The organism is Paraburkholderia sp. Clong3 (assembly GCF_050436485.1).
In the GTDB taxonomy this organism is placed as follows: domain Bacteria; phylum Pseudomonadota; class Gammaproteobacteria; order Burkholderiales; family Burkholderiaceae; genus Paraburkholderia; species Paraburkholderia tuberum.
Genome location: NZ_JBNDMH010000004.1, coordinates 16360 through 32006, shown reverse-complemented (window position 1 = coordinate 32006; position 15647 = coordinate 16360). Strand labels below are relative to the sequence as shown.

Below are 15647 nucleotides of genomic sequence, written 5' to 3'. Positions count from 1 at the left end.
GGGGGAACGACCATGAGCGAATCCCGATTCAAGGCATTGATGCTGAAGAAGGCGGGCGGCAGCGTCGTGCCGTCGATCGAATGGCTGAGCGTCGACGATCTGCCCGACGACGACGTCGTCGTCGACGTCCACTATTCGAGCGTCAACTACAAGGACGCGATGGCGCTCGCCAATCGCGGCATCATCCGGACGTTTCCGGCAATACCGGGCATCGATCTCGCCGGTATCGTCAGGACGTCCGCGAGCCCGCGGTTCCGGCCCGGCGACGCCGTAGTGCTGACTGGGTGGGGGATCGGCGAGCGGCACTGGGGCGGTTTCACGCAGGTCGAGCGCGTGCAATCCGACTGGCTCGTCCCGCTGCCGGCGAGCCTCACGCTGCGGCAGGCGATGGGCGTCGGCACTGCCGGCCTCACGTCGATGCTCTGCGCGCTCGCGCTTGAGCGGCACGACGTGCGTCCCGCGAGCGGCGAGATCCTTGTGACCGGCGCGAGCGGCGGCGTCGGCAGTCTCGCGATCGTGATCCTCGCGCGGCTCGGCTACACTGTCGTCGCGATGACCGGGCGCCCCGAGCACGACAGCTATCTGAAGTCGCTCGGCGCGTCGCGCACGATCGGGCGTGACGATTACTCGGCGCCGCTGAAGCCCGGGCGCCACGGGATGGAACCGGAACTGTTCGCCGGCGTCGTCGACACGGTCGGCGGACCAGTGCTGTCGTCGGCGATCGCGCGGCTCGCGTATGGCGGCTGCGCGGCAGTCTGCGGGCTCGTGGGCGGCATCGACCTTGAAACCACCGTATTTCCCTTCCTGCTGCGTGGGATTACCGTCGCCGGCATCGACTCGGTCCGCTGCCCGACGCCGCGCCGCGTCGAGGCGTGGGAACGGCTCGCGCAATGCGTGCCGGGCCCGGCGCTCGACGGAATCATTCGCGAGGTGACCCTCGAGCAGCTCGTCGATGCCGCGGGCGAGCTGGCGAAGGGGCAGGGACACGGCAGGACGGTCGTCAATCTGCAGGCCGGTTAGTGAGCGTGCGGCGCATGGCGCCGTGGCAGCGGCACCTGCTTCGGCTGGCGATTTCCGGTGATCGCCTGCGACGCGCGGCAACCGCCACCGGCCCGCGCGCCCATGCCGGTTTTGCGGCGACCCTAGCGGGCGCACGCCGTTGGTTTTTTTGCAACCTCACGCCCTTTAGCCCGGGTGTATTTCTGCCGTTTATCCCGGGATAGGGACGAGCATCGGCTCGCGCGCGACGCATCCAGGCCAACCCTCTGAAAGACGTCCTCACCCGATTGCCACAATCCATCGAGCCGACGACATCGCTCAGTTGCTGCCGCATCGCTGGACACCCGCCACTGCCTGAACGCAGGCAGCCCAATACCTCGGGTGCCTTTACCGGGTGCTTACGGTGCAACACCAGCGGCTCGCGCTGCTCGCGATGCGCGAGCTCGTTGACGAGGCCGTGCGCCAGGCGCGCGCCGTCGATCGGGACCTGGTGGTGGGCGATTGCCCGCTCATGCAGCTGCGTGTGCGTCTCGCGCGGGAGATCCTGCGCGTCGGTGGCGAGCAAGAGATCGACGACCGCCGACTCGATCGCTCGCGGAGACGCTGCGCGCGCAATTACGGCCGCGATTCGGCCGCTAAGGTGGTCGAGACCGAAGGACGCCGTCATCGGCGCCTGCGGAGTGCGTGACTGGTTGCCGCTATTCGGGCTAGGGGCGCCTATACGATGATCGTGCGACACGAAGTCGCCTGTAGAAGTTGTTCCCACTTCAATGGAGGAACCACCCGTGTCACCGGGTGCATCTAGACCCTTCTGGCAGCCATAAGCCGGATAAGTGCCAGACAGTTGGTATGGTGAACATATGTAAATATGCGTTAAAGATCGTTAGAGATAACAAGGCGGAAATGGCTAATACGCTTGAACCAAAAAAGGTAATGGAGGTGGGAGCGACGTCCTCAGACTTGCGTCCTCGTGACCCATACGCCTCCCGGTCGATAGCAGGCACCTAACCCAACATACTTCTGCAAGTGGAACGTGGAAAAGCCGTACCGCTCCCTTCGGGGACAGCAGACTGCAAAGTCTGCTTATGGTGATGCGGCAATAGGAAAGCGAAAGAAGCGGGCCTGTTGCTGCTCGGGCGCGGGATCAAACTCAAGGTCATCGCCGGGCAGCTTAGTGTGAGCGGACAAAGCGTCTACAACTGGTCGCATGCGCGGCGCGACAGTGGCGTGTGCGGCCTGATCGGCGGTCATAACGGTGGTCGCCGACCGGCGTTGTCCGAAGCGATGATCGCCACGGCCCTCGAGGTGGCGCGGCCAGGTTAGCGAAATTCAAACGGATTTACCAGGAACAACTTAGTCGTAAAATGCCAAATAACGAACACCAACAGCTATTGCATGTTGACGCGTCTTGATTGCCTGGCCATGTGATACAGTGCCTCAGGATCAAGCATCTCGACCCTCCTGAAGTCAAAAGACGCATCTTCCTTACCCAACACGCAGGCCGCCACATGGTAATGCGTACCGGCCTCGCGCGTGAGGCTTGCCGATTCGTCGGCATTCGTGTCGTCCAGACGCCATGCGCCTGTCGCGTCTACCACGGAGAAACTGTTCAGGCCGCGCGAAAGTCCGTCGCCAGTTGCCTTCAGATAAGCCTCTTTCGAAGTCCACACTCCAAGGAACGTGGAGTACGGATGGACGCTATTTGCAATAGCATTCCGCTCCGAAGCACAGAAAAAACGATCCGCGATGGCCGGCCAATCCCGAGTCTGGCGTTGTGCCTCAATATCAACGCCGCATGGTCCATGTTCGGATACCCCCACCGCGACCCAGGTTCCTGAGTGACTGAGATTAAACGAAAACCGCTCGACATGCTCAGCAAGCTCCGGTTTGCCGCGGCTGTTCGCGTTAAACTGCAGAGCAGCAGGGTCGGGCAAGCCGAGATATCCGGCCGAGATTATGCGCAGAAGGCTATGTGCGAGCAGATACACATCACGGTCGCGCTGGTATCGAAATCGATTCAGACGCGCGTGCTCGTCATCGCTCAGGATATCGAACAAGACATCGACATGATTGCGCCCGACGGAGCGAGCCAAGTCTTCCGCCGTGGCGATCCAGATTATCATATCCGCATGCATATCTTTGTCAGTAGAGAAGTGAGATGTGATTCGCGGTTAGATGTATTGGCAATAAACGGGTAAATTCTAAGAACATGTTACTCGGTTATCGCTTTGATGAACGCATAGAAATGAAAGCATCGAAAAAATCGCGCACCATTTGGACTAGCTCTTTGTTCCTCAATGAGAGGGAGTAATAGTCAGTGGACATCCTCAACATAAATTACTCTGTGATCCACCGGCGGGTCAATCGAGGAGGAGGCACGGCGTCAGTACGCTTGCCTTTGTCGTTCATCCAGCGACAGATGCACTGTCTGTCAGAAACGCACGAACTCTCGCTCAAAGCGTCCTTCGTCTCAGCGATGAGGCGGATCAACATCGTGAACGCGCGCGAAGGGGCGGTACAGTAGACGAGACCGGCGTCAGTGTGACGCTTAATGCCGCGCCCGAGCGCAGTGCTGTGAAAGTCGCATGGTGCGTTCTTCGGGGGGCGCGTTCCCGAGAGGGGCTGCGGCTACCCAATTACTCGGCGGAGTAAGGTCTGTAGTGGTCTAAATTTCTCGGACAGGTCGATAGGAGGACAATCCGGAATCGACGAGGAAAAAGAGCGGGATGACTAGAAGGCGCCGACAATTTGACACCAGCTTCAAGCTGGAAGTGGTACGGATGGTATCTCTTCGAACCGCCCGGCGTCGACGCACCGGTGAAATTCCAGCACCAGGGAAAGTGGTGAGGTGGAGATCCAGGTCGTGGCAGCGGCGCTGAACTTCCGTGACGTTATGCTTGCAATGGGCCTATTGCCCGATGAAGCCGTTGAAGGCGGCGCTTTTGGACATGCTCTTGGCATGGAGTGTTCTGGACGTATCTGCACTGTCGGGGAAGGGGTGGACGAATTTGCGATCGGTGACGCAGTAGTAACGTGCGCTCCGGGCGCCCTTCGCAGCCATCTGGTTGTCGACGCGGGCTCGGTTGCGCATATGCCGCTTCACCTCAGCTTCGAAGAAGCGACCACGATTCCAATAGCGTTCACTACGGCCTACTATGCTCTCCATACATTAGGTCAATTGAAGAAGGGCGAACGGGTGCTTATTCATGCCGCTGCTGGCGGTGTCGGACTTGCGGCGATCCAGCTCGCGCAGGCAGCCGGCGCTGAAGTTTTCGCCACTGCGGGCACCCAGGTGAAACGCGATTTGCTTCGTGCATTGGGCATCCGTCACGTGGCCGATTCGCGGTCGCTTTGCTTTGCCGATGAGATCTTGGAGGAAACCGGTGGCGATGGCGTCGACATCGTGTTGAATTCACTCTCTGGCGAGTCGATTTCAAAAAGCTTCTCGGTCCTTCGGACATATGGGAGGTTTATCGAAATCGGGAAGCGAGACATTATTGAAAATAGCAAAATAGAATTGAGGCCGTTTAGGAAAAACTTATCTTACTTTGGGATCGACCTCGACAGAGTGTACGCCGACCGTCCGGAGTTTGTTCGTACGGTCATGGAGCAAGCGATGAGGCAGCTCTCGGATGCGACGACACACCCGTTGACGTATCGGCTCTTTCCCGTGTCGGAAGTGGTAAGCGCGTTTCGGCGCGGCGGCAAATCGCCCCGTCAGTGCAAGCCAGCTTCATTTCCCATGGCGGTCATCCCGAAGCCCCTGCAGTCTCATCTTTACCACGCCGAAGCCGGAAAGAAAAAGCGGCTCGACGTCGATCGCTACGAGTTTCTCGTCTATCGGCTGCTGCGCAACGCACTCGAGGCGGGCGATGTGTTCAGCAGCGACAGCAACGAGTATCGCCGCTTCGAGGATGACCTGATCAGCGACGCGCGCTGGCAGAACCGGGACGACATCCTGCGCGACATCGGCTCGCCGGTCCTGCTCGCACCCATCGAGGAAGCACTGGCCGCACTGCATGATGACATCGAGGCCCAGCTGAAGCTCGTCAACCACCACATCGAACAGCGCGACAACCCGCATATCAGGGTGCGACAGCAGGGCGACAAGCGCCGCTGGAGCCTCGTCTACCCGGACACCGACGAATCGGTTAATCATTCGTTCTACAGCCAGTTACCGGGGATCGACGTCGCGAGGCTCCTGTGGTTCGTCGCTGAGCGTACCCGCTTCCTGAAGGCTTTTACGCACGTGCTAGACCGCTATGTAAAGCACGACGCCGACCCGCGCGAAATCCTCGCCTGCGTGGTCGCCATGGGTACCAACATGGGCCTGCGAAAAATGGCGGAGGTCTCCGGCCTGAGCTACGCCTCGCTCGCGAGCACCGCGCGAAACTATCTGCGTCCCGAAACCCTGCATGCCGCCAATGACGCAATCAGTAACGGCACTGCTGGCCTGCCGGCCTTCCGCCTGTTCGACAAGTGCGTTTCATACTGCCCAACCTCGCTATGTTGTTGATAAATCTAGAGAGCCCTGTTGTGTCGTTGGTATTGTGGGGTGTCCACGCCGTGCGCGAGCCCGTCCGACGAGTTCGGTAACTGCGTCCCCGGTCAGCGAATTGCGATTGAAGATCCATGGCCCGTTGGGTAACGGATGTTCGGCTGGGATCTTGTTGCGCTCAACTGCGAGCCTGAGCGTTCCGGGGCTCACACCGATGAACGCCGATGCCTCGGTCAACGTCATCCATCCTTCAGCAGCACGTCGTTCGCTCGAATAGACCGGGATCTGATGGTGGCTGCGCAACGCGGTGACTCGCTCCTGGGTCCAGAAGTTACCCCGGCCGGTTCGCAGGTCATTGCGATTGAGTACGCCGGCGATCACCAGATCCGGACAGATACGGACAAGCTGGCGCACGGCATCAATTGCTTCACGTGACGTATGCGTAGTGTTCTCTCCGCGGCGCCGCCGCGGCACGCGAATCTCGGTATGTACTCCGCCCTTCCAGTGAATGACGAGCACGATTTCGCTCGTTGCGTCGTCAACGTCAACGACGACTTCGTGGATCAGGGTGCGCACTATGCGCTTCTTCAGGCGGGCGTCGGCCTGCGGCCAGATCGATTCCAATGCAGTGGCAAGATCGGCAAACTCCTCTGGCTGGGTAGGCGGTATCTGGCCGGATGTGCCCGACTGTTGCTCGATACGCGATTCCAGTTCCTCTACGCGTAGTAGCGCATGATTCCAGCGCCGCTCCAGTTCGTCGGCGACAAGCCGGTTCTCGGGGTCAGCAGCATCGTACTGTTTCTGCGCGCGTTGCGCGGCGTAGCGTGCAGCCTGAAGATCCCGCTGCAACGCGGCCAGCACTTCGTCCTGCTTCAGGGTCTCTTCTTCGCGCGCCACGATTGCTGCCTCAATTGCCGCCGGTTGAACGACCTGCAAGACCGCCTCGGCGATGGCCGCGTCCGCGCGTGTGCCACCGAACGCAATACAACGCGGTTGCCCCTTGTCCATCCAGCCGCGATGACAGCTATAGCGCAAGGCGTCGTGCCTGTTACCCGTGTAGTGTAGCGTCAGCCTGCTCGCGCAGCGCCTGCAGCGCAACAGTCCCGACAGCAGGGCCTCACCGTTCTTCGGGGCGCCAGCGTGTCCGGCCAGACGCAGGTTGCCGCTAATGGCACACTGGATCCGTTCGAATTCGTCCCAGTCAACGTACCCTTCGTGGGCATTCGGAATGAGCGCAAGCCACTGATCCCGTGGTTTGCGGCGATCACGTTTGCGTGGTTCCCCAGCCTCGTAATGGATCGCGCATTCGGTCTTGCCATAGGCATACGTGCCACCGTAGATCGGGTTGGTCAGGATCCGGTACACCGTGCCGTAGCTCGGCCGTTTCCATTGGATTTCGCCGCGCGGCATGCATGCCGGCAACTGCAGGCCGTGCTCCAGGAACCATAACAACGTCTGACGCACCGAACCAATCGCGCCGAACTGGCGGAATACCGAGCGGATGGCGTCCTGCACGCGCAAATCCGGATCCTTCTCCAGGCGCTGGTCTTCGGTCTTGCAGTAACCCACCGGCGCCGCGACAATGAGTTCGCCGCGTTTGGCCTTCTCCCGACGAGCTTCGAGCGAACGCTGACGCAACAGATCCAGCTCGTATTCGTTCAGGCTGCCTTTCAAGCCGAGCAGCAAACGATCGTTGCTCTGCCGCGGTGAGTAGACGGTCTCCTGATCGACGAGCACCGTGTCGACGACGCGGCACACCTCAACCAGTTGCTGCCACTCGCGACTGTTGCGCGCGAATCGTGAAACCTCGCGAGCGGCAACTGCGCCGACGTGCCCAAGACAGACCTCTGCGACCATCCGTTCGAAGCCCGTGCGCGTTTGCGTTCCGGCCGCAGAGCGTCCCAGATCCTCGTCTATCACCTCGATCTCGTTCCAGCCCAACTGATGCAGACGATCCTGCATCGCATACTGCAGCTTCTGGCTCTCCAGATTGTGGCTGACCTGATAGGCCGACGACTGGCGCACGTACAGCATGGCCTTGCGCGCCAGATGCTGCGCCCGAATCTTGTCACTCATCGCGCACCTCCGGCTCGTGTACGGCGGCGAGCAGCCCGCGACGGTGTTGCCGCAGCAGTTGCGCCAGCAAACGCACCGTCTGCTGCCGGACCTCCTGCGGCAGGTGCGCCCATTGTGGTGTCTTCGGAAAGGGACGGAACAGGTCGAGTTGACCGCCCGGTTGGGGGTTTGTCTGGCGTCGCATCAGCACCTCCTGTACGGAGCAAAGGATGGTGCTCGGCTTGTACCATACCGCGCGGCGTGGCAGCAGGCGCCTGCGCCAGCAGGTACTTCAGTTCCCTCAATGCTTCACAGCTGACGGCGGGAGACGTTGCCGAGGTAATGCGACAGCAGGCAACGGGATCGAACATCCATTGCGGCACCTCCAGCAAGCCTGCCGTGTCGAACGGCTCTCGCCCACAGCGCAACACTGACTCGGCGTTCTTCCTCTCTATCGTGGTGAAAATCCATACCGTGTGCCCGTACCACGGATGCCAGCGGTAGAGAACCTCCTTTGATTCGCTGATATGGGCGTTGTGTTGACGGCTTGTATAATTCTCGCCGGCTACACTCGACGCTCGACTACGTCAGTCCCATGACGTTCGAGAAAAATTGGCTCGCAACTCAACAGGGACGAGCCGCGTAAATCTCTCAGCTATGGGATTCGCGAAACAGGGGCAACGTCAATTGCGGCGAATTTTGCAGGCCCCGCGTATCATCCCCATGATGCTCCATTATCGCCTCTTGGCCGGGAAAGGACGATGTGCGAATGACAATCAGCGATCTGGGAAATACAATGAATTTCCAACTCATGACATTAGCCGCCTGTTGCGTTTCACTCTTGAAACCGCCGTGCATTGGGGCAATGCAATGACGTGTGTTCGCCTGCGTAATGAGCTTTCTTGCGATGAGGCGCTGGCGACTGCCGTTTAAAAATGCGAAGTGACACTTCGCGATGTCGAGTGCGGTGACGGTACTTGATGGCAAACCGTCGAGTACCCTGCGTCGCACTCTTCTGTCTCTACAGAATACTGAAAGGTGGTGAGTATCTATGAAGAAGCATAAATTCCCCTTGGTCTCGCCCGCGGTTGGAACCCAACGCGAGGTGGTGGCCTTGACGTTTGGAAAGCCAGCTGAGAAGAAGGTGTATCTTCAATCATCGTTGCATGCTGACGAGATCCCTGCGATGTTGGTGAGCGTAATGCTTCAGAAACGTCTCCAGGAATTGGAGAGTACGGGAAAAATTAGAGGAGAGATCACACTTGTACCAGTGGCCAATCCGATCAGCCTGAATCAGCATCTGCTCGGGCAATTTCTCGGCTGTTTCGAGATGAATACGTCCAGAAACTTTAATCGCCAATTCTATCCATTAAGGCACCTGGTGCCCAAGATCGAGCCGCTGCTTTCCGATGACAAGGCGGGAAATATGAATCTAATTCGATCAGTTCTCCGGGAAGGCATCGACCTTGAAGTTCCCAGGACGGAATTCGATTCGCTACAGTTGACGCTTTTGAAACTGGCCTGTGACGCGGATATCGTTTTGGATCTTCACTGTTCACTCGAGGCTGACGTTCATATCTACACGAATATTTCAGGATGGTCTCAGATAGAGCCTCTTGCCCGATATCTCGGTTCTACCACTCAGCTTTTGGGCAATGAATTCGAGGGAGGGGCCTTCGACGAAACGATTGGTAGCTTCTGGTGCGAACTCCGCAATCAATGCGGCATTTCGAAACCCGTCCCTGACGGTGCGGTAGCTGCTACGGTAGAGCTCAGAGGTGAGCGAGACGTATCTTATGCCTATGCCAGAAAGGACGCCGATGCGATCATAGATTATTTGACGTACCAGGGCGTGATTGAAGGGGAGGTAAAGCCGTTGCCGCCCTTGCCGTACTCGGCGACCTTGTGGGCCTCACGAGAGGAGTACCACGCTCCTCATAGTGGCATAGTCGTTTATCTCGCAAAAGTTGGCGTTCTCGTGGATGAGGGGGATTCTCTGTTCGATATTGTTGATCCCTTGGACGAGAGGATCACCACAGTAAAGAGCAGAACTAGAGGTGTCTTCTACATGCGCCATGCCGTCCGGTTTGCAACGGCTGGAGCGGAAATTGGACGGGTAACGGGAAAGCCAGCAGTTAGCTCAGACGATGCAGTTGGAGACCGAGTATGTTCTTACAAGGCTATGGCCCGATAATCCTTGCGGGCACTTCGCAGACCATCAAGTTGTCACTGTTGTCGCTCACGTTGTCGTTCGTGCTCGGACTGCTCGGAGCGGCAGCGAAATTGTCAAGGAACCGCTTCACATTTCCCGTCAGTACGGCCTACACGACGCTTGTTCGGGGCGTGCCCGATCTCGTGCTGATGCTGCTGCTCTTCTATGGCCTGCAGATCTGGCTAAACCAAGTGACTGACGCGTTGGCCTGGAATCAGATTGACATCGACCCCTTCGGAGCGGGCGTGTTTGTGCTCGGCTTCATCTACGGTGCATATTTCACGGAAACGTTTCGAGGTGCGTTTCTGTCCGTCCCGCGTGGTCAGCTCGAGGCCGGCAGTGCGTGGTAGTCCCCCCGTTTTTAACGGTGGTCAGAAGGAGAGGTTAGGCCGCGATGGGCAACTTCTGTCTCGGCGGGACGCCGCCAATCGCCGTGTTCGGCCGTTCGTGATTGTATGACCACAACCATTTCGTCGCATACTCCTGAACTTCAGCCACCGTCTCGAACAGGTAATGGGCGAGCCAGTCGTACCGAACCGTTTTGTTGTAACGCCCGATATAGGCGTTCTGCTGTGGCTTACAGGAAGCACAGACCGAAGCCCAAGTTGCGCTGGTTGTGCGTGAGCCTCACCAGCCACTCTGCAATAACTTCGTTTTCTGCACAGCGTTTTGCCTGGTACCGATAGCAGGTCTCGCTCATGCCGAACGCCTCACAGGCCACCCGTACGCTCATCGCGCGCTCCTTGACTGCACGCATGGCCATCTCGCGTCGACGAGATGGCCTTACCACTTTTTTTCGAGCGCCTCACGCACCACCTCAGCCTTTAGTCGCTCTTTTGCGTACATCCTCTGAGCCTCGCGTTTTCGGTCTCAAGCCCCTTCATCCTGGTCATCAGCGCCGCGTCCATGCCGCCGTACTTCGAGCGCCACTTGTAGATGCTCGCGCTGCTCATCCCGTGCTCCCGGCATAACTCCGGTACGGGTGTGCCGGTTTGCGCCTGCTTTCGTCTGGTCCTCGCTGCGGCTTTTTGGGAGAAATCCAGCTTCCGCCGATGCAAGCCGGCTCCAGCATCATGCCGGGCAAGGTCAACCCGGTCATGCCGGAAGTGACGAATCAAATCGTGTTCGAAGTTATCGGAAACGATTTGACCGTCATGATGGCGGCCGAAGCCGGCCAACTCCAGCTCAACGCCTTCGAGCCCATCATCGCATTCAGCCTGTTCAAGAGCATTTAGCACCTGGCTGCCGGCTGCAAGACGCTCGCCGACCGATGCTTTCGTGGAATTCTGGCGAATGTCGACCAGCTCCGGGCAAGCGTTGAGCGTTCTATCGGTGTAGTCACCGCGTTGAATCCCTATATCGGCTACGCCAATGCAACCAAGATTGCCCGGGAAGCGCTGGAAACCGGTGCACCGGTCTATGACCTCGTCTTGGCTCACGGCCTCTTGTCGAAGGCAGACCTCGACCGAATTCTGGACCCGTTGGCGCTCACCGTTCCCGAAAACCAACCTCGTTCTCAGCTGACCCCTGAAATACCGGTCAGCTGTGAACCGAGCGAGGGTGCAGTTTGCCGGTTCCCAAAACCGTTCAATAAACCCTAAAAAAATGCCTGAGCAACCCTTCTGGTTGCTCAGGCACTTAAATATTTCGGGTATTCTTATGCGTCCACACACCGTACATATCGCCTGGAGTAAGCGCTCCGGCTTGCCTGAAGAGCGCGAGACTACGAAAGCCATGCATAAGGTTGACATCCCGATTCCTGACACGCCAGAGCCGGAAGTTTCGCCAACTGAGCGCGCGTTCCACATCATCGAGATGACGGCTCAGCTTGGCCGCGTAACGACTTCAGACATCGTGACGGCGCTGGGCATTCCCAAGACCACTGCTCACCGGCTGGTGAGCAATCTTGAAGACTTTGGTTTTCTCGAGCACGGTATGGAACGCGGCCGCTACCAGGTGGGCCCGCGCCTTCTCGAACTCGCAACCAACATTCTTGCGGCATCAACATCTCATGGACCGATACACGCGCTCTTGATGGAATTGTCTCGTCGGACCGCTGAGACGGTCAGCTTGGGCGTGATGCGCGGCTCTGAAGTGGTCTACATCGACAGCGCTATTGGCAACTCACCGCTGACCCTGAATTTCCAGAAGGGTCATCGGGCGCCGGCGCACTGCACGTCCAGCGGGCGCGTGTTCCTTGCGAATATGGAGAAGAAGCAGCTTGACGCCTACATGCTGAGCGGTCCCTGGGAACCAATCACGCCGTACACAATTGTTGACCCGGACCGGCTTCGGCTCGAGATTGAGCAAGTGCGCAAGCAGGGTTACGCGACTAACGACTCAGAGTTTGCAATCGGCGTTGTGGGCGCCGCGATTCCCATCTCTGGCCCTAACGGACGCGTTATCGCGTGCCTAAGCATTTCGGCTCCAAAAGCTCGAAAGTCCCTTGAAGAGGTCACCCTTCTCGTGCCGATGATGCAAGCGGCTTCGCTGCGCATTACTAAGATTCTAAGCACGGTCGGTTCGGCAGACGCCGAAGACGAGCCTGAAGTGAAGTCGCCTCGGCGCAAGCGGTCCTGAAACAATTAAGGGTGACCTCTGGGGTAGCCCTTAATTCTTTCCCGCTTGGTACGCTGCAGCCCATCCGTCCCCGCGCGTGTCCGATGCAGCGACGCGCGCGCCATTCTCCAAGACGCGAGCACAGGAGCTGCAAGGACCGTCAAGAAACGGCACTTCGGCCTGGCTGCTTCAGTCCATGTTTCGCGTCGGCCGGAAACCTGTTCGATTCCGAGTGGCGCATCGCGGCCGCGAGTCCAGTTTGCTGGCTGACCACTGTGCGATGTGCTCCATCGCGGGCCTCCGGCGGGACCCTGTTGGTCCATATCGAAGTCAATTCAAGCCACCGCTGCTTGCAAATCCGTGTGAACGTTGTCGTCGGCGGCCGGAGTGCCTGCGCGGGCCACCAGGGAACGACTGTCCGCGCGCTCACCGAAATTGCCACCGAGCTATTCGAAGAATGCCGAACACGCCATTGCACAAAGGGACAACATCAATGGTTCTAGAAATAACCGTCCCCGAAAGGACGGCTCACTCCTCCGCGACGACCGCCATGGGACTGTACGGGCGGCGCCGTTCAATCAGTCGAGCTGTAGAGCGACAGACTGCATGTTCTCTTTCTGACCTGCCCGAATCACCGAAGCGAGACGCTCGATGTCTTCCGCGGTGTTGAACATAGCCAGCGACACCCGGATGCCACCGCGCTCCGGAGAGACTCGAACGTCGTTGCGCGCGAAGTAGTCCGCCCACATCTCGACCGGCAAATCAAGAACATAGATGTGATTCCGCTGACCGCGCTCGCGCGGGCCGACGACGCTCACGCGGAGTTCATCCAGTTTCGCCAGCAGCGTATCGCCCAGCTCGTTCACATGCTGTTGAATCTCCGGCACGCCAACGCTATCGATAAGCCTGATTGCTGCGTCCAGAGCATGCAAGTCCGGGAGGTTCACATTGCCGAACTCGAATCGCAGCGCGTCCTTTCGAACAGCAATGTCTTCAGGGCGCGCAATATAGTCGGCCGGAGGATTCAGCATGCTCGACATGGCGACGTAAGCCGGTTGCAACTGGTCCAGACCGTCTGCAACGTACAGCACGCCGAGACCCTGCGGAACCAGCAGCCCCTTGTGAGTACCGGCGGCCAGCACAGAGATATTCAACGCCTTGACGTCGAGCGGAATGACGCCGACAGACTGCATCGCATCGACGACGAGATAGAGGCCGCGCTCCTTGCACAGCTTGCCGATGCTCGTCAGGTCGTGCACTTGACCAGCGTGAAATGTGACGTGCGAGAGCGTGACGACCTTGGTCCGCTCGTCGATGAACGGCTCGAACGTCTTCGCCGTCGCGACTTCGTTGTCTTTGAGCGGAGCGAAGCGAACTTCCACACCCTTGCGCTTCAGGTTCAGCCAGGCGTACGCGTTGTTGGGGTGGTCGCCTTCGATGAGCACCACGTTGTCGCCTGCCTCGAGCGGCACCGCGTTTGCGGCGATGTTCAGGCCTTCCGACGTGTTCTTCGTGAACGCGATTTCCGATGGCGACGCATTGAAGAACCGCGCTACGTTCGCACGTGTTTCTTCGGCGCGGCGTACCCAAACCGGCTTCGGACCGGCCATTTCATAGCCCTCGTTCAGGAACGACAACAGTGCTTCGCGGACGCTCAGCGACAACGGCGTCTGATGAGCGGAATCGAGGTAGAGCTGACGCTTGGTGACAGGAAACTGTTCACGAACGGCGGCGAGTTTTTCGGGCGAAATCATTTGCTTGTCTCACTTTGTCGAAATCTCTGAGCATGTCACGCGGCGACTTTGTCGCCGTGGCCATGGACGCGGCTCAGGAATGCACGGACACGCTCGTGCTTGGGTTTGTAGAAAAATTCGGAAGGCGGCGCTTCTTCGACGATGTTTCCGCCGTCGATGAAGATGACGCGGTCGGCCACAGCCTGTGCAAAGCCCATTTCGTGCGTGACGCACAACATCGTCATGCCGTCCTTGGCCAACCCGACCATGGTGTCGAGCACTTCTTGCACGACTTCCGGGTCGAGCGCTGAGGTCGGCTCATCGAACAACATCACCGAGGGGGTCATGCATAACGCGCGCGCAATTGCGACTCGCTGCTGCTGACCGCCAGAGAGTTGCCCGGGATGCTTGTGCGCCTGCTCGGCGATGCGTACTTTCTGCAGGAAGTGCATCGCACGGTCGCGCGCGGCATTCTTGTGCTTCTTGCGCACCTTGATTTGGGCAAGCATGCAGTTCTGCAGGACGGTCATATGCGGGAACAGGTTGAAGCTCTGGAAGACCATGCCCACCTCACGACGAATGTCCGAGAGCTTGGTGAGCTGTTCGCCCGTCTCCGGGTCCTTCACCGCGACGGTACCGCTCTCGAAAGTTTCGAGACCGTTGATACACCGGATAAACGTGGACTTGCCCGAACCCGACGGCCCACAGATGACGATTCGTTCCCCGCGCTTGACGCACAGATTGATGCCATTCAAAACGCGGTGGTCACCGTAGCTCTTCTCAAGCCCCGAGACCGTGACAATGATTTCGTTAGATGTTGCTTCTGCTTGCATGCTTGACCTCGACACGAACACTGTTTATTCAAGGACGGGGAAGACCAAGGGCACGAAAAGACTTCGCCCGACGCGCCGTGCCCGGTGTCTTGCGGCGCAGGCGCTCGGCGAGTTCGGAGCCCGCAGAGCAAAGAATCAGATAGACAAACGCGACAAACGTGTAGAATTCGACCAGCTTTCCGTCACGTTGCGCAATCTTCGCGGCCGTGCCGAGGAAGTCGTTGAGCGACAGCACGTACACGAGTGCCGTGTCCTGGAACAGAATGATGGTCTGGGTGACAATAATTGGTGCCGTCGCGCGCAGGACCTGGGGGATGATGACCGAGCCGTACATCGTCGCCGTCGACAACCCAAGCGCCTTCGCCCCTTCGTATTGGCCCTTGTTGATTGCCTTGAAGCCCGAGCGCACGATTTCAGCGTAGTAAGCCGCCTCAAACATCGTGAACGTCACAAAGGCAGTTATCTTTGGGCCTAAGGGAATCGGCCGGCCTGCCGCCGACAGATGACCAAGCACAAGCGGCACGAGAAAGAAGAACCAAAAGAGGACGAGAATCAGTGGAATACATCGCATCAGCGTGATGTAGGCGCTGATAATTTTCGAAGCCACAGGGACTTGCAGTTGCCGAATGACGGCCATCCCGGTACCGAGAATGAGCCCCCCGATGCATGCGACTGCTGTCAACTCGAGCGTGAACGCAAGTCCGTCCATCAGAAACGGGAAGGCTCTCGCGATGGCCTGGAAATCGAAATGCATGTCG

At 58.8% G+C, this 15647-nt stretch carries 11 protein-coding genes and 5 pseudogenes; 9 read left to right on the top strand and 7 right to left on the bottom strand.

Going from position 1 to position 15647, the window contains the following annotated elements; all coding sequences use genetic code 11:
* Positions 1-12: 12 nt before the first annotated feature.
* The 3 genes from OKW30_RS38120 (at position 13) to OKW30_RS38110 (ending at position 2322) form a co-directional block, all read left to right on the top strand.
* Positions 13-1020 carry an acryloyl-CoA reductase gene (locus OKW30_RS38120; protein ID WP_429349259.1) on the top strand — a complete coding sequence of 336 codons (1008 nt, stop codon included), beginning with the start codon at positions 13-15 and terminating at the stop codon, positions 1018-1020.
* Positions 1021-1402: 382 nt separating this feature from the next.
* Positions 1403-1687: a hypothetical protein gene (locus tag OKW30_RS38115; RefSeq protein ID WP_429349258.1), complete on the top strand. Its 285-nt coding sequence runs from the start codon at positions 1403-1405 to the stop codon at positions 1685-1687.
* A 437-nt stretch (positions 1688-2124) separates the two neighbouring features.
* Positions 2125-2322, top strand: a complete 198-nt coding sequence (locus OKW30_RS38110; protein WP_176078992.1) for a hypothetical protein — start codon at positions 2125-2127, stop codon at positions 2320-2322.
* Positions 2323-2387: 65 nt separating this feature from the next.
* On the opposite strand, the gene OKW30_RS38105 is transcribed toward OKW30_RS38110, so the two are convergent.
* Positions 2388-3122, bottom strand: coding sequence for a 4'-phosphopantetheinyl transferase family protein (locus OKW30_RS38105; RefSeq protein ID WP_429349257.1), 735 nt, complete (start codon positions 3120-3122; stop codon positions 2388-2390).
* A 725-nt stretch (positions 3123-3847) separates the two neighbouring features.
* Here OKW30_RS38105 and OKW30_RS38100 point away from each other — a divergent pair.
* Both OKW30_RS38100 and OKW30_RS38095 read left to right on the top strand, forming a co-directional pair.
* Positions 3848-4687 (top strand): annotated as a pseudogene (locus OKW30_RS38100) (zinc-binding dehydrogenase); the annotation flags it as partial.
* A 12-nt stretch (positions 4688-4699) separates the two neighbouring features.
* A pseudogene (locus tag OKW30_RS38095) lies at positions 4700-5476 on the top strand (Tn3 family transposase); the annotation flags it as partial.
* 27 nt (positions 5477-5503) lie between these two features.
* Here OKW30_RS38095 and OKW30_RS38090 read toward each other — a convergent pair.
* Complete coding sequence (locus OKW30_RS38090; protein WP_429346561.1) at positions 5504-7531, bottom strand: recombinase family protein; 2028 nt, start codon at positions 7529-7531, stop codon at positions 5504-5506.
* 34 nt (positions 7532-7565) lie between these two features.
* Complete coding sequence (locus OKW30_RS38085) at positions 7566-7757, bottom strand: hypothetical protein (RefSeq protein ID WP_133660304.1); 192 nt, start codon at positions 7755-7757, stop codon at positions 7566-7568.
* A gap of 846 nt (positions 7758-8603) precedes the next feature.
* Here OKW30_RS38085 and OKW30_RS38080 point away from each other — a divergent pair.
* Both OKW30_RS38080 and OKW30_RS38075 read left to right on the top strand, forming a co-directional pair.
* Complete coding sequence (locus OKW30_RS38080; protein WP_429349256.1) at positions 8604-9746, top strand: succinylglutamate desuccinylase/aspartoacylase family protein; 1143 nt, start codon at positions 8604-8606, stop codon at positions 9744-9746.
* Positions 9719-10111, top strand: a pseudogene (locus tag OKW30_RS38075) (ABC transporter permease subunit); the annotation flags it as partial. The gene OKW30_RS38080 and the pseudogene OKW30_RS38075, both read left to right, overlap by 28 nt.
* Positions 10112-10148: 37 nt before the next feature.
* Here the strand turns inward: OKW30_RS38075 and OKW30_RS38070 are convergent.
* Positions 10149-10807: pseudogene (locus OKW30_RS38070) on the bottom strand (integrase core domain-containing protein).
* On the opposite strand from OKW30_RS38070, the pseudogene OKW30_RS38065 reads away from it, so the two are divergent.
* Together OKW30_RS38065 and OKW30_RS38060 are read left to right on the top strand one after the other, a co-directional pair.
* A pseudogene (locus tag OKW30_RS38065) lies at positions 10748-11365 on the top strand (lyase family protein); the annotation flags it as partial. The pseudogenes OKW30_RS38070 and OKW30_RS38065 overlap by 60 nt on opposite strands.
* Entirely contained in the window at positions 11325-12344 is a 1020-nt protein-coding gene (locus OKW30_RS38060) for an IclR family transcriptional regulator (protein ID WP_429349255.1), read from the top strand. The pseudogene OKW30_RS38065 and the gene OKW30_RS38060, both read left to right, overlap by 41 nt.
* A gap of 557 nt (positions 12345-12901) precedes the next feature.
* Here OKW30_RS38060 and OKW30_RS38055 read toward each other — a convergent pair.
* Genes OKW30_RS38055 through OKW30_RS38045 form a run of 3 tightly spaced genes read right to left on the bottom strand, consistent with a single transcriptional unit; the run spans position 12902 to position 15643 of the window.
* Entirely contained in the window at positions 12902-14077 is a 1176-nt protein-coding gene (locus OKW30_RS38055; RefSeq protein ID WP_429349254.1) for an aminotransferase class V-fold PLP-dependent enzyme, read from the bottom strand.
* A gap of 35 nt (positions 14078-14112) precedes the next feature.
* Entirely contained in the window at positions 14113-14889 is a 777-nt protein-coding gene (locus OKW30_RS38050; RefSeq protein WP_429349253.1) for an amino acid ABC transporter ATP-binding protein, read from the bottom strand.
* 28 nt (positions 14890-14917) lie between these two features.
* Positions 14918-15643 carry an amino acid ABC transporter permease gene (locus OKW30_RS38045; protein ID WP_429349252.1) on the bottom strand — a complete coding sequence of 242 codons (726 nt, stop codon included), beginning with the start codon at positions 15641-15643 and terminating at the stop codon, positions 14918-14920.
* Positions 15644-15647: the final 4 nt, after the last annotated feature.

What these genes read in the sequence shown, in the direction of transcription:
- OKW30_RS38085 (WP_133660304.1), bottom strand. Translation starts at nt 7,757, where the DNA reads ATGCGACGCCAGACAAACCCCCAACCGGGCGGTCAACTCGACCTGTTC.
- OKW30_RS38120 (WP_429349259.1), top strand. Translation starts at nt 13, where the DNA reads ATGAGCGAATCCCGATTCAAGGCATTGATGCTGAAGAAGGCGGGCGGC.
- OKW30_RS38080 (WP_429349256.1), top strand. Translation starts at nt 8,604, where the DNA reads ATGAAGAAGCATAAATTCCCCTTGGTCTCGCCCGCGGTTGGAACCCAA.
- OKW30_RS38055 (WP_429349254.1), bottom strand. Translation starts at nt 14,077, where the DNA reads ATGATTTCGCCCGAAAAACTCGCCGCCGTTCGTGAACAGTTTCCTGTC.
- OKW30_RS38105 (WP_429349257.1), bottom strand. Translation starts at nt 3,122, where the DNA reads ATGATAATCTGGATCGCCACGGCGGAAGACTTGGCTCGCTCCGTCGGG.
- OKW30_RS38090 (WP_429346561.1), bottom strand. Translation starts at nt 7,531, where the DNA reads ATGCTGTACGTGCGCCAGTCGTCGGCCTATCAGGTCAGCCACAATCTG.
- OKW30_RS38045 (WP_429349252.1), bottom strand. Translation starts at nt 15,643, where the DNA reads ATGCATTTCGATTTCCAGGCCATCGCGAGAGCCTTCCCGTTTCTGATG.
- OKW30_RS38050 (WP_429349253.1), bottom strand. Translation starts at nt 14,889, where the DNA reads ATGCAAGCAGAAGCAACATCTAACGAAATCATTGTCACGGTCTCGGGG.